Raw genomic sequence first — 18160 nt, 5'->3', positions numbered from 1 at the left:
ATTAATGATTTGTTGATTGATAAGCAGAGCTATAATTGTAATAGAAAACAGCAATGTAAAAATAATTACCACTTTTTAGGCACAGAATATGCACAAAACTACAAGGAAGAATGCCGAAAGGAACAGAAATGATTGATTTTACTCGTTTAAAAAGAAATTTGAAAAAGTATTACTACCAACGGATAGCATTATTAGTCTTGGTATTTGCTGTTTTTTTCGTCCATAAATCCGATGCTGCAAGGAGTTATAAGATTGTTGTTATGCCTTTCAGGGATTATGCTCAAATGAATATGGAAGAGATGGTACCCGATGTTTTAAGAAGTATTTTTACACAATCTGGGTATTTTGAACCCGTAGATAGGGAAATTATTTATGAGAAGGTTTCTACTGCAATACCAAGCGATATGATAAAACTAGAGAATGTTACGAAGGGAGTTAACGGAGCCTGGACAACAGATCAAGTTGACATGATGGCTCGTTTAGATACAAAAACAGTAAAGAAGTTTGGCAGACAACTTAAGGCAGACTATGTTCTAAAGGGTAACATATCGTTAATCGGAAATACCGTGAGAATAGATTCTGAGCTGATAAGGGTCCAAGCAAAAAAAACAGTGGTCAGCATTACCGTAGAGGGAAACCATGAAGAGTTGTCTTCCAGTATTTTAAAGGAATTATCCGTCAAAATAACTGATTTTTGCAGAAATATAAACGCCTACGATGATGCCTTAAATATCATTAGCCTATACAACCAGGGACAATACACTTTTGATGTTTCTGAAAAGAAACTTAATGAAATACTCTCTCTTGCTAACGATGCAGTTGGTATAAGGGCTTCTTTGATGGTGCTATACCTTTCAAAAATCCGTAACGAGGAGAATGCCTTAATAGAAGATAAAGTTATTGAGGAAGGTGTAAAGATATTAATGCATTTAGATCAGAATTATGATGAAAATATTCTAAAGGTATTTTCTACCTCAGGCATTGACCCGTTTGATGAAATAGCAAGGATACTATCTAAAAGAGGTGAGAACGAAAAGGCTATTGAAGTGTATAGAAAGGCAATTAGTGTATACCCGATACACATAGCGAAGCATTATGAAGAGTTAGGTATGCTGCACTTAAATAATGGATCCGAGGATAAGGCAATAGAAGCCTTTGCAAGATCACTTGGTATACACAAAGGCAATTATGAGGTAAATTCCACTTTGGTTTCAATATTTGAGAAAAGAAGTCAATCAGATAAGGTTCGAAAACACCTCAAAGAGTGTATCAAGTATGCTCGCAATATAAAAGAGATTAAAGCCGCAAAAGAGAAGATTGATAGACTGAATAATAATTAATATTATTATAAAACATTGTGTAAAAATCCAGCGTTTTGTATAAAATATGCACATATTTTAGGTGATAAAAGTTATCATTATAGTAATTCTAGAAAAAGAATTTTTTATGAGGGTTGAAATGAATGATGCAAAATCGATGGGTAATACGGATAGCCAGGATGGCGTGAAGCCAGTAATTTTAGTGGTGGACGATGAAGAGACGATCAGATTTTGTTTACAAGAGGCATTGGCGGTTGAGGGGTACAAAGTTCATACAGAGGATAATGGGGAAAATTCTTTAAAATTAATTAAGAAAATTATTCCTGACCTTGTGATGCTGGATTTGAAGATGCCTGGAATGAATGGTCTGGATTTGCTGAAAGAGATAAAATCATATGATCAGAACATACTTGTAATTCTATTAACCGGTCATGCCTCTGTAGATTCGGCCGTGAACGCGATGAAGGCAGGCGCTTTTGATTATCTTGAGAAACCATTTAAAATGGAACATATCAAGGTAGTGATAGAAAGAGCATTGAGTACTCAATCACTAATGAGAGAAGTTTCAAGGTTGAGGGAAAAAGCAAATATAGCCTGTAGTGGTGACATTGTTGCTGTCAGTAAGGAAATGAAGAAGGTTTTTGAACATGTGAAGATAATTGCGCAGAGTCCTTCAAGTACAGTGTTAATACAGGGAGAGAGCGGGACAGGGAAAGAGTTGATTGCCAACTATGTCCACATGATGAGCGCGAGAAATAAATATAGATTTATGGAAGTTAATTGTGCTGCATTAACAGAGAATCTACTTGAAGCGGAGTTATTTGGTTATGAAAAGGGTTCATTCACCGGGGCTTCAACTACAGGAAAAGCTGGTTTGTTTGAGGCAACCCAGAGAGGTACAATGTTTCTTGATGAGATTGGAGAAATGAGTCTGCCATTACAAGCAAAATTGCTCAGAGTTTTACAGGAAAGAAAATTCAAGAGGGTTGGAGGGATAGATGATATTAATGTAGACGTAAGAATAGTTGCGTCTACCAATCGTGATTTAGAAGAAGAAGTGAAGAAGGGTACATTTAGAAAAGATCTTTTTTATCGATTAAGAGTTTTACCTGTATATTTATGCGCGTTGAGGGAGAGAAAAGATGATATTATCCCGCTTGTAAAACACTATATTCATACCTTTAACAAAGAGTTTCACAAGAATATTAATAATATTCCACCGGAAGTAGAAGGGGCTTTAAGGAACTATGATTGGCCGGGAAACGTGAGGGAACTGAAGAACGTTGTTGAAAGAGCAGTGTTACTTTCAAATAATTCAATGCTTTCAGCCGAGCACCTGTTATTGGGTTCAGAGACGGCAACAACAGAGAGTGGGTCAGGCGAAGATACTGACCAATCTATTGCAACTGTTGAGAAGCTGCATATAACGGAAGTGCTTAAAGAGACCTCATGGCGTATGACCAAGGCATCTAAAATACTGGGTATTAATCGAACTACATTATACAACAAGATTAAGCATTATGATATTAAACAATAGTGTGTAGCGTAAGTTTCTGCCTGTCATGTTCCAGGCAGATTTGATGTATAATTCGTGTCTTATTAACAGGGAAAAATTAACAAAGATACTACTATGGAAAAAGATAATGTTTCACATCAAAAAAAACTGGGGCAGATTTTAGTTGAAGATGGTCAAATTAATGATTCTGATATTGAAAAAGCGCTATGCCTGCAGGAAAAAAACCAGGAGTATCAACTTTTGGGTGTAATCCTGCTGAAGATGAATTTAATTACAAAGGCAGAGTTGTCTGCTGCATTGAACAAACAGATAGAGAAATCTGGTAATGATGAGAAATCCGGTGTTGATGTAAGCGATGATGAAGGAGTAAAAATCATTGTAGAAAAATATAAAGAAACTGAATACTTTAATGACCTGCACGAACTGATGGCTATAGTTACTCATAAAGTACGAAATCCGCTGGCGGGTATCTCAGCGGCAGCAGAGGTACTGAAGGAGAGAACAGGGAATGATAGCGCAAATGAAAAATTCTTTGAGATGATTTTTAAGGAAGTTGATCGTCTGGAGAACTTGGTGAAAGACCTTTTTAAGGCATTCTCAAAGAAATAGTAAATTTGAGATTAGAAATATAGATGTTATAACCCTTCGACTCCACTCAGTGTGACATAATCCTGAGCTGAGTTGAAGGGTAGTCTTTCATGCCATAGTAATCTGAATTGACAAATATCAGTTCACTGTAAATGATGAAAAGAGTGTTTGCCTGGTAATAATAAGGAAGAACTATAAATTGAATAACAGGGTTTTATTGGTAGATGATGAGGAAACCATCAGGTATGTTCTCAGGGAGTCTTTGGTTAGTGAGGGCTATGAGGTTGATGTGGCCCAAGACGCTTTTCAGGCGCTTGAGCATTTGAAGCAGGCACAATATGACTTGATTATAACTGACATTAAGATGCATGGTATGGATGGTATCCAATTAATACGTGAGATTAAGAAAAGCATCTCAGATTTAAAGATAATTATTATTACTGCATACGGCTCTCTCGAAACAGTCAAAGAAGCAGCAAAATTGGGTGTCGTTGAAATGATTAGTAAACCCTTTAAAATACGGGAGATTAAAGATGTAATTGTAAGAATGTTAAATGAAGGTAGTATCTCAAAAGATACTGAAAGAGAAAGAACATGCCTGTTGCGGACAAATGGGGAGATAGGGTTGTCAAAATCCGATAATCTCTTGAAACCGGATGGCCTGTCTTATTTCTTTGACGGTCCTGCATGTCAGCCAAAAAGTACTGTCGTATTCGATTCATACTCTATTAACAATAATAAGTCTACATTGATATTTGGGAATATTAATGTTCAGAGTGAACATCATAGAGATTGGTGGGAGAACCGGCAGATAGGTATAATGATCAAGACATTATTTAGATTGAAAACAGGCAAAACGCCAAAAGCTATTATCGATAGAATCAATGAGTTTTTGTATAGGAATATTCAGCCACATATCAATTTGTCGATGTTATGTGTACATATTGATAAACGAAAGAGAGTCATTCGATATGTTAATAGCGGGTGTAACCTTGTCTGTACTATGATAGCTCCGGACGGAGAGGTCGAGATAATGGAAGCAAATCCTTATCCGTTGGGCGTTTCTTCTGAAATTGACATAATTGAAGGTTCTATGCCGTATTCATATGAAAACAGATTGATGTTGTCACGAAGTAATTCAATGTCAAAAATTGTTGAAGAAGGTAACGTCATAAAAAGGAGAGTTGAAAATGCTTTAATGAATATAAACGGCTTACAAAAGGAAAATATTGAAAATGTTACAATAGATACAGCGATATCAAATGACCGGGAGGTCAGCTTAGATGAAGAGACGATATTACTAATCAGCCTTGATAAGAATTGCGAGAATCGGTCAACTAGCGGTAGCAGGCGTAAATTAGACAAAATGATTGCAGCGTCCATTATAACCTCCAACTAGAGGTGACATGGACAACTCTTTTTGTTCATGTTCTTATAATACAGAAAATGATTAAAAAATTAAAACTTAAAATAAATTCATTAATTGGGACAACAAGTGGGTATAAGGGGATTATATTTATTAACCTTTGTATCCTTGCTCTTGTTTTAGGGCTGATGTTTATCCAATATAATTGGATTAGCAAAGAAAAAAAGGCTCTTAAATCCATGATAGACAAACAGGGAAAAGAGAGAAAGACCAAAGGATTCGGTCTTAAGAAATCTTCAAAAAAATTAGCAAAAGGAACGGTTAAAAATAAAAAGAAGACTGGTTTAACAAGTGGACTCTTGCAAACAAGGAAAATAACTAAATATAACCTTGCGAATAGTATAAAAAATGCAGACATGTATTTTGATTATGATCAGTACGGAAAGGCAGTCGTTGCATATAAAAGGGTGATAAATTCTAAAATCACGTTTGATGAGAGTGACAGGGTTCTCAGCCGTTTAGCTGAAAGTTATTATAAGTTAGAAAAATATGAAAAAGCAATAGAACTATATGGAAAAGTATCAAATGATTATTTGAAGAGTCCTTATAGACTGAGCGCTCAACTGGGACTGGGAGAGTGTTTAATTTTAACTGGTAATTATGATGAGGCCAGAAGGGTTTTATATGAAGTGGCAGGTCAGGAATCCAGATATACTGAAGAAAAGGATAAAAATATGGTGATTGAAGCACATTATAAAATCGCTGAAAGTTATATTAAGCAGGCAAACCATTCTTTGAAGAAAGATGGCGCCAAACATAATACGGTTAAAGTATATTAGAAGATGAACTATTAACATATTTGTTGGTTAAATGAATCCACCAGTTCTGAGTAATCAATGAAATCTGTGGACTCATTTTCTTTGTTTTGAGTAAATTATTAATAATTAGACATGAAAATAATGAGTACAACAAATCAGAAACCTAAAATCAGAAATCTAATATTTTATTATAGAGCTTGTGTGTATCTGTTTACGATATTGTCTGTTCTGAATTTATCGTATGGATCTATAGCGGCTGATGAACTCAGTGAAAAAGAAGCCATGTTGTTAAATTTGTCACTTGATGAGTATAAAGAAAGAGTTGAAAATGAGAAAAAGATATTGGGGGGGTTAAAAAAATTACTGAATTTAAGACAACGAGAAGCCTCATTTGATGAAGAAGTGGCGACTCAGTTGGTCACAGAAAATAAAAATTTATCTATAAACAAGAGGATGGGTAATTATGATACAGTTTTATATTCAATCAGGGCCGATTTAGTTTCTATTGATGAGATACTGCAGTCATTAGTTACTGCGAGCGGGAAGAGGATTATTATCGATGACGATATTGACAGGAAGAGATTGTCTTCGGTAATTTCCATTTATCTCGAAAATACTCCTTTAGTAGACATAATTGACATTATTTTCGGTGCTAAAGGTCTTGAGACAATTATAAGTGAAAATTTAATCTTTGTCACTTTGCCTGCAAAATTAAATGTAAGTTCCGCTTATGGTTATTATCAGGAGAAGGCGATTCAGACATATCAGAAAGTAATGATAAAATATCCGAAATATGAGGGAGTCGTGCGAGCATATTATGAACTGGGGAATTTTTATCTTGCTTCTAACTTTCCGTCAATAGCGTTACAGGAATATAAGATCGTAATTGCGAATTATCCGGATCATGAATTAACAAAAAATTCAATGCTTAATGTTGGACAGTGTTATGAAATGCTGGATGATGTGGAAAATGCAAAAGTAAGTTATTTGAAATATGTAAATAGTTATCCTCACTCAAATGATACGGACGACACGTATCTTAAAATTGGTGATTTATGGAGCAAACAAGAAAACTATGAGAAGGCAATAGAGGTTTATAAGTATATAATTAAAGAGTATTATGATAAAGATACGGCCATGTTTGCTCGTTTACGACTGGGGAATTCTTTTATTAATACAGGGGATTATGATGTGGCATTGCAACTATTCTTGAGTATGAAGAAGGAATTCCAGAATGTAAATAAAAATTCAGAGTTAACGGAAAATGCGCATATTGAGAATAAGGTAGAAGGTCAGTCTCATCAATTCCAGCAGGATGGTGGCAAGGCAGGAGATGCTAGTTTAGTGTCTGAACATTTTATCATGCCTGACAAATTGCGCTATGAATTAGAGTATCAGATTGGTAATTGCTGTTATTTACTGGGTAAATATGATGAAGCGATCAGGGTTTTGAAAAACTTCAGTTTATATGAACAGAACAATGAGATGCTTGATAAGGCTTACTATAAACTGGCAGACTGTTTTTTTATGAAGCAGGATTATTTAACAGCATTTCAATTGTACAAAAATGCATTAGCAGAATTTCCTGACAGTAGTTTAGCACCATACGGTTTTTATTATAGTGGAAAAACATTACGCAAAATGAAAATGCTTGATAATGCAATAGCGACACTTAAACAAGGCCTAAGCAAACACAAGGATAGTATATATGTGGATAGGATGAAGTTTGAAATTGGGTTATGTTATCTCGATGATGAAAATTACAAAAGGTCTTTAGGTGTATTTGAAGAACTTTTAGAAGGAAACAAAGATAAAAACATGTCGGTTAAAGCAAACATTTATGCAGGAGTAAGCCTGGCGCAGGAGAAACAGCATGAAAAAGCAATTGAATATTTCCAGAAAGCTCTAGTAGGAGAGACATTAGAAAAACGAAAAGATTGGGTTTCAAAATTAGTTGGTGATTCCTATGCTGAGCTTGGATTACTTGCCGAAGCGGTAAAATCATATCAACAATAACCATATGGGGTCACACTCATTTTTCAATTATCTTTTTTAGTACATCAACTTTTTTTTTTGAATTTTCTGTTTTTCACCCTCTGATTTCTCCTCTCTTTGATATCTACCTTACTGATGCCCCGTTTATATTAAAATACTGTACAATTATTACTTTTTTCTCATTACTCATTATGTTAGAGAGAGATATAATTGTTTTTTTTCAGAATACTTAAATCGCATAATTGGTACTGAGTAAGAATATTCACTGAGGGACTCTCGTGAATAATGTGCTAATAATAAACATAAGGTAAAAAAAACAGACAGTTAATTTATTTCAGTTTTTACATTCCTCAATTTTTTTCCTGCAGTCTATAATTATATTTATACTCGAAGCACACTTTTTTTTTGCTGACGACTATAAGATGTTGTAGATTCGTGTGTTATCGAATGTCGGCATATCGATTATAAGCACGTCCAAAATGCCTCTACAGTTTTGTAAATAATGGCATTTCATTTGCTAAACTCTTAAGGTGTAAATAAAACAATAAGAGTTAAGTTGGTTATGATTATGAATAAACAAATTATAATATCAGTTATATTTGGCATACTAAATCTATGTATTGTCAGTAATGTATTTTGTGTGGAAAAAAGTCTTGATACTCATGATATGAGTGTGGATGAGATGGAAGCCATGCTTATGGATTTAAAGAGAGAAAGAGCTGAGTTGGATAAACTAAAATCAGAGTTTAAAGGTACATTCAGGATGAAGGCTGACATGCCGGAAGTACAGACGGAAGAAAATGTAGATACCAGAAGTAAAGTAGTATTAACAAATTTCAAAAAAAAGAGCATTGGTAAAAAAGAGGAACTTGTAGTAAAGAAAACCGGCTCTCCTGTTGATAAGGATAGTAAAGATGCTATGGAAATTATTACACTTAAGAATGAAGGTGAAGATATCGAGGAAAGTGAGAGACTGGAGGTTAATGAAGGAGATGAAATTATACATCCTTTTGAAATTGCAGAAAATTTATACAAATTAGGTGAGTACAAGACAGCACTGGATATATATCAGTTGATTATTAAAAAGGATATAATAAAAGACAAAAAAGTCTGGATTTCATATCAAATTGCAAATTGTTATAGAAAATTGGGTTTATATAGTGAAGCAATGGAAGCGTATAGAGAAATGCAAGAAGTATACGAGGGTACTTACTGGGCTAAACAGTCACAGTGGTATATTCAGGAGATAATGTGGCGTGCTGAGGTAGAAGAAAAAATGGAAAAGGTTATCGAGAGATGAAAAACTTAAGTTCTTACAAATCAAAGATTAAACAATTAAATAGTGTGAAAGAGCTGTTGACTATTTTTGATAGCTTTAATACTTATGCACAGAAACTTGAATCATCATATAAGCAACTACAAGAGAGAGTTAAGAAGATAGATCGGGAAATGGCCTATACAAATGAATGTCTCAACAAAAAGGTCCTGGAATTGGACAATCAGACAAGATTCTTAAATAGTATACTGGGAAGTATGCATAGTGGTGTGATTGCAGTGGATAATGATGGAATAATTATGACATTTAATAATGTGGCAGAGAGTACCTTAAATGTTGTTGCCGAAGATGTCTTGGGAAAAGATATCAGGAGCGCCCTCTCCCATATAGGCGGATTTGTTGATTTATTGTTAGAATCAATGTCAAAGAACGAAAAAATAGATAATTTAAAAAGAATAATTGAAATAGACAATGATGTAACAAGAAATATTGAGAGCAGCATATCAATTCTGAAGGATGATCGAGGAGTAATCACGGGCTTCGTTGAAATTTTCCATGATTTGTCAGAAATATGTGAATTAAAAGGACGTTTAAATAGCGCGAGTGACCTTGTTTCTGTTGGTACTATGGCTGCCAGCATTGCCCACGAGATTAGAAACCCTCTAAATGGAATTGAAGGTTTTGCGAGTTTACTGGAGCGTGAATTGGAGGGAGACAGTCTTCGTCTTATAAAGCATATAATCAAGGGAACAAAGAATATAAATAAAATAGTTACAGATTTGTTGTTTCTGGCACGTCCAATCAAACTAAACCTTCGGAAGGATGAATTGCCTAACATTATCGATAAGGCCCTTCTTTTTGTCGATCAGGAATTAGGATATAAAGGTTGTCGTAATATCCAAATAGAGAAAGATTATGAGAATTTTGATGATTTTATTTACTGTGATTCGGATCGACTGCAACAGGCTTTCTTAAATATTCTGCTCAATGCGATTCAATCTATGCCAGAAGGCGGAAAGATCAAGATATTTACACGCAAGTCAACAGCTAAGGATATACCGGTAATGCAGGTTGGGTTTGTGGATACGGGTGACGGGATCAACAATGGTACTATCAAAAAAATATTTGAACCATTTTTTACTACAAAAGATGATGGAACTGGTTTGGGTCTGGCTATAGTCCGTAAAATAATTGAGCTCCATGATGGGCGTATTAATATTTTCAGTGGGCCTGAGAAGGGAACAACTATTATGGTAAATTTGCCTGGTAATCATAACGATTTGCTAAGCATTTCAAGTGAAACAAACTATTTGAGTAGTAACGTTTTTGTGTGAATGGAGGGATAAATTGAGTATAGAGAAAATATTAGTAGTAGATGATGATGACCTTAGTAGAAGCTACTTAAGTGAAGCATTGCAAAGGAACGGTTTCTCTGTAGACAATGCAAGTGATGGACAGGAAGCAGTCAGCTTGACCGATAGGATAAACTATGACATGATCTTCCTCGATATGAGAATGCCAAGAATGGGTGGTCTGAAGGTATTAGAGAGAGTGAAGAAAACTTCAAAGGAAACTACCGTTGTTATTATGACAGCTTACGGCAGTATAGAATCGGCAGTTGAAGCAATGCAGAAAGGTGCATACGATTACATTATAAAACCATTTTCACTTGATAATATTGAGCTGCTGCTGAAAAGAGTGCAGGAGCGACAAAAATTAATAGATGAAAATAAATACTGGAGATCAAAATTAGATAGTAATGTGGAAAATGAGTTTATTTTAGACAAACGCTCCAGGATGTTCGGAGTGCTAAATAACGTTAAAAGGATTGCACAAAGCAAAGCCAGTGTATTGATCCAGGGTGAAAGTGGGACAGGCAAGGAGCTTATTGCCCATTCTATTTACTCATATAGTCAGAGAAAATCAAAGCCTTTCATCAAAGTCAACTGCGCTGCTCTCTCAGAAAGCCTATTGGAAAGTGAACTGTTTGGACATGAAAAAGGTGCTTTTACCGGAGCGGATTTAAAAAGAATGGGTCGTTTTGAATTAGCAAATGGAGGTACTCTGTTATTAGATGAGATTAGCGAGGTATCACCGAAAATTCAGGCCAAATTGTTAAGAGTTCTTGAACAAGAGGAATTTGAAAGGGTCGGCGGCACCAAGACACTTAAGGTGGATGTCAGGATTATTGCTACTACAAATAGAGATCTAAGGCAGGAAATCGAAAAAAATAATTTCAGGCAGGATTTATATTTCAGGCTTAATGTAATACCGGTAATCGTTCCCCCTTTAAGAGAGAGAAGAGAGGATGTCCCTGTTTTAGCTGAATATTTTTTTGATAAATATAAGTCAGGAATAGATACTCCATTAACCAGGATAAGTAATGAGGCTTTAGACAGATTGGCCCAATATGACTGGCCTGGAAACGTAAGGGAAATGAAAAACCTTATACATAGATGTACGGTTATGATTGACTCTGAAGTGCTTGTGCCTGAACATTTCGAGAATATGTTGACCGTAAGTAAATCTAAAAAAAATAAGGAATTTTCTGTCGGGCAGACTATAGAAGATGTAGAAAGAGATCTGATATACAAGACGCTTGAAAAAACAGGGGGTAACAAGACCCGGGCTGCTGAGATACTAGATGTAACACCTCGTACATTAAGGAACAAGTTAAGCAGGTATAAGGAATTACATTCAGAATTAGAATTAAATATTGATACGGATATTGATGAGGAAAGCAAAGTTGCTGCAGAAAGTCTTTCCCATTAGTTGTAATTATTTTACTGAAAAAGTTGTTCTTTTCTCAGAAATCAAATGCAGAAATATAGTTCTTGATGAAGGAAATCAGAAAAAATCTATCGTTAGTAAGCCAAATATGTTTAAGGGGTTAATGGGATTTTCGTGAAGATATTCATCAGTCGTTCCTTCTTCAGAATAACATATTTGCAAAATGGTGTGACAGTGGTATATGTTTTGCTGTTTTTAATTTTTAAGCAGATATTTTGTTGGTTTTTGGAGGTGACTGATAATGGACTTGTCAGATAATAATGTTGTGCTGTTATCAAAATTACTGGATCTGTCTTCTACTAAGAATAAAGTGATTGCAAATAATATTGCAAATGTAAACACGCCAGGGTATAAAAAATCTGAAGTTTCATTTGAAGAAGAATTATTGAAAGCCGTTGAAAACAAGAATATTGATAAAATTAAGAATCTGAAGGAATCGATATATTTGTCAAAAGACAAGAGTACCAGAAAGGACGGTAATAATGTGGACCTGGACAAAGAGTTAGTATCATTTTATCAAATGTCAGATAAACATAATGTTTATCTGGAAATCTTGTCGAAGAAGTTTAAGGGAATGATTGCTGCCATACAGGGAAAATAGACACGGATTTCATGTATTAACACAATTAAGAGAATGGAGGATAGTGAAAATGTCAATATTTGATAAACCATTATCTGTCTTAGATATTAGCGCTTCAGGTCTTACGGCAGAAAGAGTTAAAATGGGCGCCATTGCAAGTAATATTGCTAACGCTCAAGTCACGGAAACATCAGATGGTGGTCCATATAAGAGAAAAGAGGTAGAGTTTGCGACTGTCTTGAGTAAATCATTAATAGGAGGCAGAAATCAGAAAATGAGGCTTAATGGGGTAAAAATAAAAGGGATAACAGAATCAAAACAGCCTCCCAATATGGTCCATATTCCAGGGCATCCTCAGGCGGATAAGAATGGGTACGTTAGTATGCCGAATGTGAGTGTTGCAAAGGAAATGGTAGATATGATTGCCGCTTCCAGGTCTTACGAGGCAAATACATCAGTGATTGCCTCTTTTAGAAAGATGGGTGAAAGGGCACTCAATATAATAAGGAGATAAAGAAATGAATATTATACCACTTGGACCCATACAAAACGGAAAGATAGAACAAAAACTTGGAAAAAACGAGCAGAAGAACGGAGCAGGTTTTAAGGAAACAATAAGCAATTACGTCACCGAAGTAAATGATCTTCAGGTCAAGGCTGGAGAATCGATCGAAAACTTTGCAACCGGCAAAGTTGAGAATGTTCATGAAGTGATGATTGCAATGTCAAAGGCGGAAGTAAGTTTTAAGTTTATGATGGAGACCCGTAATAAACTTGTTGATGCTTACAAAGAAGTAATGCGGATGCAGGTATAGTATATTCTTTTCTAAATGTAGAAAACGGATTCTTTTCGACAGGCCAGATTTTACGAACTGGTAGTGGGGGTTAAAAAATCCGTAATTCTCAATTCAATACATTAATGTAGGTTAGCACTCACTCTATTTCTTTCCACACACATATATATACAACCAATGTTGTTGTCAACATTTATTATCAAGTGGTGTTTTTTACCAATCCAATCAAAACTAGTTACCACATTCATGACAATTCTAGATTCCCGCTTAACAGTTCATCTACCCTCATAAATACATGCGGGCAAGAGGTAACAATAGAAGTGTTAAGTTGTTTGATTTAAGCGTGATAGCAATTTTATTTGATGTCCAATAAAACTACGGTTAGTGCAAAATTGCTACGGATTTAACCATTTTAAAATTTACGGAAAATTGTACTAAAAAGCTTCTCGCTGCCGGCAAGATAGAAATAACTTGATTAATAATATTTTAGAACTACTGACAAGTGGTAATTTTCCTATAAAATAAAATATTTATATTGCGGTATATTATTTGCAAATTACCTAGAACAGTCGATTTATTTTAATAATAATTCAAACATAGTCACATCTAATAGGAGCCGAGAATTGAGCCAGATAGCAGGACAGTTTAGTAATATATGGAAAGGAACAAGCTTCGGACAGAGACTTGTTTTTATTGTAGTGATACTTGGGTTCATTGCAGGATTGTTAGCTGTTACTTACTGGGTAAGAACACCGGATTATGGACTATTATATAGTGATCTAGGCCAAAAGGAAGCGTCTGAAATTGTAACATATCTACGAGATAATAACATAAACTACAAGCTAAAAGATAATGGTTCTACTATATTAGTCCCATCAAATAAAATATATGAGTCTAGAATGGCTCTTGCTAAAGATAGTTTACCAGGGGGGGAAGTTGGTTTTGAGCTATTTGATAGAGTTAAGTTTGGTATGTCTGACCTGGCGCAGAAAGTTAATTATAGAAGAGCTCTTCAGGGGGAATTATCAAAGACCATTTCACAATTAGATGATGTAGAGTGGGCAAAGGTCCAGATCGTTATACCTGAGCCATCATTATTTGTTGAGGATGAAAAGCACTCCACCGCATCAGTTGTCCTAAAAATGAGAAAAAGGCATGCTATAAATCCAGGAATAATAGCTGGCATTACACACCTTGTAAGTACAAGCGTGGAAGGCTTGAGTCCGGATAGTATTTCGATTACAGACAGTAAGGGAAATCTGTTATCAAAGACCGGAGAATCAAAATTGTCAGGTGTCATCACCAATCAATTTGATTTAAGTAGAAAACTGGAAGAATATTATGCGTCAAAAGCAATGAGTATAATAGAAAAAATAACAGGGCCGGGCAAGGCGATTGTAAAAGTTAGTGCGGACTTAGACTTTAAGCATATTGATGAAAAGCAGATTGAATATGATCAGGACAAAAAAGTACCAGTAAGCCAGGTAATTACAACACAGTCTACGGAAATGCCGGGAGCAGCTAATGGAGATGCTGGTGTTAAAATGTCCAAAGAAGCGGAGGAGACTGAAACTACTCAATATGCATTGAGTAAAGTAGAACGTGCAATATCGGAACATGAGGCGGGGGTAAAAAGATTAACAGTTGCGGTTCTTGTTGATGGTAATTATGTTGAGGAAGAAACGACGGACGGCAAGATAACTAGTAAATACGTATCCAGGACTGATGACGAATTGGACCAAATAGCTGCAATTGTAAAACAGGCAATAGGTATTGATGAATCGGCCCCGAGAAATGATAAGTTTGAGATACAAAGCGTTAAGTTTCAGCAACATGTTTCTGTCTTTGTTGATGAAGAGGCAGTTGAAAAGGAAGACAAAAAAGATTTTATACTATCAATTGCCAGAAGCAGTTCTCTTGTCATAGCGGTGCTTGCATTCCTTTTCTTCGCGACAAGGACGTTGAAACGCGTGTCATTACCAACCCAACCGATTGCTGCCGGTTATGCTACATACGCCTCACCTGCAGAAATTGAGGACGGTGATGAGGACATGGATGAATCGGCGAGGAATAAAAAAGAAGATGAAAAACGACTGGTTGTAAGGGATGGAATAATTGATAACGCGAAGGAGGACCCGAGAACTACCAGCAATCTTGTTAGAAAATGGTTAAGGGAGAGTGAATAATGAATCCATCTTTTACCAGTAAGGAAAAAGTTGCAATATTACTTTTGAACCTGGGACCGGAAACAGCGGCTGATATTTTGAGTAATTTTGGTGAAAGCGAGATTGCCGAGATTAGTGATATCATCGGAAGGATGAGAAACGTCAGTAATGAAATTTCAGTTGGAGTTCTCAATGAGTTTAAGGACGAAATTCAGTCATGGCGTAAAAGTGAAGAAATTATTGATGTAATTAAGGACCACAGACCCAGTATTATACCGTTCAGGTATTTTAAGCATCTTGTAAGTGAAGAGATAATTTCAATTCTTTCCGGAGAACATACTCAATTAATTGCATTAATACTATCATATCTTGAACCGCATCAGTCTGCGGAAGTTGTAGGTACTATGTCTGAAGAGTTAAGACTTGACGTACTAAACAGAATGGCTACTTCGACTCCACCACCAGTACAAATAATTAAACAGATTGATGAGTTGCTTGAATCGAAGGTCATATCGTTAGGTGATAGAATTGATACACCAAATGAAAGGAAATATAGAGCTATTGCAGAAATACTTAATCGAAGTGATTCTGTAACTGAGAAAACTATTATGCAGCGTATTAAGGAAGAACATCCTGATATTGCACAGGAAATTAAAACACTAATGTTTGTATTTGAAGATTTGGCAATAGTTGAAGACAAGGCTTTAAGGCAAATGTTGTCAGAGACAGATACCAATACAATTGCTCTGGCTTTAAAGACTGCCAGTAAGGAAGTGAGTGAAAAAATATTTAACAATATGTCTAAGCGTATGGGCGATATGGTTAACGAGGAGCAGCAGATACTAGGCCCAAAACCCTTGTCAGAGGTTGAGGCTGCTCAGAAAATAATAGTCGATAGCTTGGCTAAATTAGAATCGCAGGGAGAAACAGTGAGAGGAAGAACCCAGGACCTCGGACCAATGGTATGAGTACTAATAATGTATATAAACTACCTGTTGTAAAAAAATCATTTGTCCTTGAGTCAAATTATACAACAGTTGAAAAAGAAGAAAAAAGGAAGAAAAAGGAAGATGAGATTGAGCGTCTGACAAAAGAATCATACCAAAGAGGCTGGGATGAAGCATTAGAAAAAAATAGAGAAGACGTTGCACTCATATGTGAAAGTATGCATAAAGCAATCAAAGATTTAAAACAGGAGAGAGATAGTATCTGGAGTAAATGTGAGAAAGAAATAATTAAGCTTACTTTTGCAATTGCTAAAAAAACAGTATTTCAAGAGATTTCTGAGAGTAATAGTCGAATAATCGAAAAAGTTGTAAGTAGTGCGATTAACAGGGTAAAAGAAAAAAAATATTGAAAGTATACATAAACCCGGATGATGCAGAAGGGTTGCAAAAAATGAAAATCAGTGGAATATCTAATGAGGAAGAGGCGTGTGAAATAGTGAGTGATAGTAATATATCCAGAGGTGGATGTAAAGTTATTACGGACTGTGGGGGTGTAGATGCAAGGATAGAAACACGTTGGAATGAGATAGTTTTAGCTTTTGCAGAGCATGATTTGAAAACAGAAAGTGGAGAATGTCAATAATAAAAGAGATGTTTGAAAAGTATCATCAAAGACTTTCAAATATAGATAATATAAATTTAACCGGGTCAGTTTCCAGGGCGACCAGTATGTTAATAGAGTCTTTGGGTCCCGAGGTCCATATCGGTGAATTATGCAGATTGACAACACAAACCGAGGAAGAGCCAGTGCTGGCAGAAGTAGTAGGATTCAAAGATAAAAAAACATTACTGATGCCTATTGCGGATATGAATGGTATCAGCCCGAAAAGTGAGGTGGTTGCCACAGGGCAGTCACTTCAGGTTAAACTTGGTATTTCTTTAATAGGAAGAGTGCTGGATGGGCTGGGAAATACAATGGACAATAAAGGCCCTGTTGATTTTGATGAAATGTGGTCAATACATAAGGATGCACCTGCGCCATTGAACAGACCTCTCATCACTGAGAGCATCAGCACCGGTGTCAGGTCAATCGACAGCCTCTTGACATGCGGAAAAGGACAGAGAATGGGTATCTTTGCGGGTAGTGGAGTCGGGAAAAGTACTCTTCTGGGAAAGATTGCAAGATCGTCTAAGGCAGAGGTAAATGTTATTGCTTTGATAGGAGAACGTGGAAGAGAGGTACGTGAATTTATTGAATATAATTTAGGATCTGAAGGTATGAAAAAATCAGTTGTGGTGGTAGTTACCTCTGATAAACCCGTTGTCGTCAGGTTGAAAGGGGCGTTTGTGGCCACTACAATAGCTGAGTATTTGAGAGATCAAGGGATGGATGTGATGTTATTAGTTGATTCCATTACCAGGCTTGCAAACGCGCAACGTGAGCTTGGGTTGGCGATAGGTGAACCGCCAACTACAAGGGGTTACACTCCATCAGTGTTTTCTGTTCTCCCCAGGCTGCTGGAAAGGACAGGTATAACGGAGAAAGGTAGCATTACGGCAATGTATACGGTACTGGTTGATGGTGATGATTTTAATGAACCTGTTTCAGATACGGTACGGGGGATCCTGGATGGTCATATTATACTATCAAGAAAACTGGCGGCACAGAACCACTTTCCAGCTATTGATATCCTGAATAGTGTGAGCAGGTGTATGATCGATATTGTCACTGCCGATCATTTGAAGGCAGCCCAGAACTTAAGATCAGTATACGCTATTTATAAAGAAGCGGAAGACATGATAAATGTGGGTGCATATGTAGAAGGAAAGAACCGTAAGATTGACTATGCCATCAATAAATATAATCATATTACTGATTACCTCAAGCAGGGTGTAAAAGAAGAGAGTGTATATGATGAAGATATAGATAAATTAATAGCAATGATACAAGATTGTGGTACTTCGGAATAACAAAAGAGAACACCTCTTATAAATTAATTAATTTA

General features: G+C 36.0%; 17 protein-coding genes. All 17 read left to right on the top strand.

Annotated features, from left to right (window positions below):
• Positions 1-110 precede the first annotated feature (110 nt).
• The 17 genes from SCALIN_RS05170 to SCALIN_RS05090 all read left to right on the top strand — a co-directional run bounded on the left by SCALIN_RS05170 (position 111) and on the right by SCALIN_RS05090 (position 18125).
• Positions 111-1340, top strand: a complete 1230-nt coding sequence (locus SCALIN_RS05170; RefSeq protein ID WP_096893289.1) for a tetratricopeptide repeat protein — start codon at positions 111-113, stop codon at positions 1338-1340.
• Between the two features lie 118 nt (positions 1341-1458).
• Positions 1459-2856: a sigma-54-dependent transcriptional regulator gene (locus SCALIN_RS05165; RefSeq protein WP_162532156.1), complete on the top strand. Its 1398-nt coding sequence runs from the start codon at positions 1459-1461 to the stop codon at positions 2854-2856.
• Positions 2857-2949: 93 nt separating this feature from the next.
• Entirely contained in the window at positions 2950-3444 is a 495-nt protein-coding gene (locus SCALIN_RS05160; RefSeq protein WP_096893285.1) for a histidine kinase dimerization/phospho-acceptor domain-containing protein, read from the top strand.
• 178 nt (positions 3445-3622) lie between these two features.
• On the top strand, positions 3623-4822 hold the full coding sequence (locus tag SCALIN_RS05155) for a response regulator (RefSeq protein ID WP_133111678.1): 1200 nt from the start codon (positions 3623-3625) through the stop codon (positions 4820-4822).
• 47 nt (positions 4823-4869) lie between these two features.
• A complete protein-coding gene (locus SCALIN_RS05150; RefSeq protein ID WP_133111676.1) occupies positions 4870-5628 on the top strand; it encodes a tetratricopeptide repeat protein in 759 nt (252 codons plus the stop codon).
• Between the two features lie 180 nt (positions 5629-5808).
• Positions 5809-7623 carry a tetratricopeptide repeat protein gene (locus SCALIN_RS05145; protein ID WP_162532155.1) on the top strand — a complete coding sequence of 605 codons (1815 nt, stop codon included), beginning with the start codon at positions 5809-5811 and terminating at the stop codon, positions 7621-7623.
• A gap of 547 nt (positions 7624-8170) precedes the next feature.
• A complete protein-coding gene (locus SCALIN_RS05140; protein ID WP_162532154.1) occupies positions 8171-8902 on the top strand; it encodes a tetratricopeptide repeat protein in 732 nt (243 codons plus the stop codon).
• Positions 8899-10212, top strand: a complete 1314-nt coding sequence (locus SCALIN_RS05135; RefSeq protein ID WP_096893276.1) for a two-component system sensor histidine kinase NtrB — start codon at positions 8899-8901, stop codon at positions 10210-10212. Before SCALIN_RS05140 ends, SCALIN_RS05135 begins: the two co-directional genes overlap by 4 nt.
• 13 nt (positions 10213-10225) lie before the next feature.
• The gene (locus tag SCALIN_RS05130; protein ID WP_096893274.1) at positions 10226-11650 is read left to right on the top strand and encodes a sigma-54-dependent transcriptional regulator; all 1425 of its coding nucleotides are present in this window, start codon (positions 10226-10228) and stop codon (positions 11648-11650) included.
• Positions 11651-11909: 259 nt separating this feature from the next.
• Positions 11910-12269: a flagellar basal body rod protein FlgB gene (gene flgB, locus SCALIN_RS05125; protein WP_096893272.1), complete on the top strand. Its 360-nt coding sequence runs from the start codon at positions 11910-11912 to the stop codon at positions 12267-12269.
• 49 nt (positions 12270-12318) lie between these two features.
• Positions 12319-12762 carry a flagellar basal body rod protein FlgC gene (flgC, locus tag SCALIN_RS05120; RefSeq protein WP_096893270.1) on the top strand — a complete coding sequence of 148 codons (444 nt, stop codon included), beginning with the start codon at positions 12319-12321 and terminating at the stop codon, positions 12760-12762.
• Positions 12763-12766: 4 nt separating this feature from the next.
• The gene (gene fliE / locus SCALIN_RS05115) at positions 12767-13063 is read left to right on the top strand and encodes a flagellar hook-basal body complex protein FliE (RefSeq protein ID WP_096893268.1); all 297 of its coding nucleotides are present in this window, start codon (positions 12767-12769) and stop codon (positions 13061-13063) included.
• Positions 13064-13665: 602 nt separating this feature from the next.
• Positions 13666-15228 carry a flagellar basal-body MS-ring/collar protein FliF gene (fliF, locus tag SCALIN_RS05110; protein WP_162532153.1) on the top strand — a complete coding sequence of 521 codons (1563 nt, stop codon included), beginning with the start codon at positions 13666-13668 and terminating at the stop codon, positions 15226-15228.
• A complete protein-coding gene (locus SCALIN_RS05105) occupies positions 15228-16175 on the top strand; it encodes a flagellar motor switch protein FliG (RefSeq protein ID WP_096893265.1) in 948 nt (315 codons plus the stop codon). Before fliF ends, SCALIN_RS05105 begins: the two co-directional genes overlap by 1 nt.
• Positions 16172-16564: a FliH/SctL family protein gene (locus SCALIN_RS05100; protein ID WP_096893262.1), complete on the top strand. Its 393-nt coding sequence runs from the start codon at positions 16172-16174 to the stop codon at positions 16562-16564. The genes SCALIN_RS05105 and SCALIN_RS05100 overlap by 4 nt, the downstream gene beginning before the upstream one ends.
• Positions 16561-16797 (top strand): FliH/SctL family protein, encoded by a 237-nt coding sequence (locus SCALIN_RS05095; protein ID WP_162532152.1) that lies wholly within the window; start codon positions 16561-16563, stop codon positions 16795-16797. The genes SCALIN_RS05100 and SCALIN_RS05095 overlap by 4 nt, the downstream gene beginning before the upstream one ends.
• A complete protein-coding gene (locus SCALIN_RS05090) occupies positions 16788-18125 on the top strand; it encodes a FliI/YscN family ATPase (RefSeq protein ID WP_096893258.1) in 1338 nt (445 codons plus the stop codon). Before SCALIN_RS05095 ends, SCALIN_RS05090 begins: the two co-directional genes overlap by 10 nt.
• Positions 18126-18160: the final 35 nt, after the last annotated feature.

Origin of the sequence: Candidatus Scalindua japonica (assembly GCF_002443295.1) — a bacterium.
Taxonomy (GTDB): Bacteria; Planctomycetota; Brocadiia; order Brocadiales; family Scalinduaceae; genus Scalindua; species Scalindua japonica.
This window is presented reverse-complemented; position numbering and strand designations above follow the sequence as displayed.

Bases quoted from the DNA above. Each gene is read 5' to 3' on its own strand.
- SCALIN_RS05170 (WP_096893289.1), top strand. From the start codon at position 111: ATGCCGAAAGGAACAGAAATGATTGATTTTACTCGTTTAAAAAGAAAT.
- SCALIN_RS05165 (WP_162532156.1), top strand. From the start codon at position 1,459: ATGAATGATGCAAAATCGATGGGTAATACGGATAGCCAGGATGGCGTG.
- SCALIN_RS05160 (WP_096893285.1), top strand. From the start codon at position 2,950: ATGGAAAAAGATAATGTTTCACATCAAAAAAAACTGGGGCAGATTTTA.
- SCALIN_RS05150 (WP_133111676.1), top strand. From the start codon at position 4,870: ATGATTAAAAAATTAAAACTTAAAATAAATTCATTAATTGGGACAACA.
- SCALIN_RS05140 (WP_162532154.1), top strand. From the start codon at position 8,171: ATGAATAAACAAATTATAATATCAGTTATATTTGGCATACTAAATCTA.
- SCALIN_RS05135 (WP_096893276.1), top strand. From the start codon at position 8,899: ATGAAAAACTTAAGTTCTTACAAATCAAAGATTAAACAATTAAATAGT.
- flgB (WP_096893272.1), top strand. From the start codon at position 11,910: ATGGACTTGTCAGATAATAATGTTGTGCTGTTATCAAAATTACTGGAT.
- flgC (WP_096893270.1), top strand. From the start codon at position 12,319: ATGTCAATATTTGATAAACCATTATCTGTCTTAGATATTAGCGCTTCA.
- fliE (WP_096893268.1), top strand. From the start codon at position 12,767: ATGAATATTATACCACTTGGACCCATACAAAACGGAAAGATAGAACAA.
- SCALIN_RS05105 (WP_096893265.1), top strand. From the start codon at position 15,228: ATGAATCCATCTTTTACCAGTAAGGAAAAAGTTGCAATATTACTTTTG.
- SCALIN_RS05100 (WP_096893262.1), top strand. From the start codon at position 16,172: ATGAGTACTAATAATGTATATAAACTACCTGTTGTAAAAAAATCATTT.
- SCALIN_RS05090 (WP_096893258.1), top strand. From the start codon at position 16,788: ATGTCAATAATAAAAGAGATGTTTGAAAAGTATCATCAAAGACTTTCA.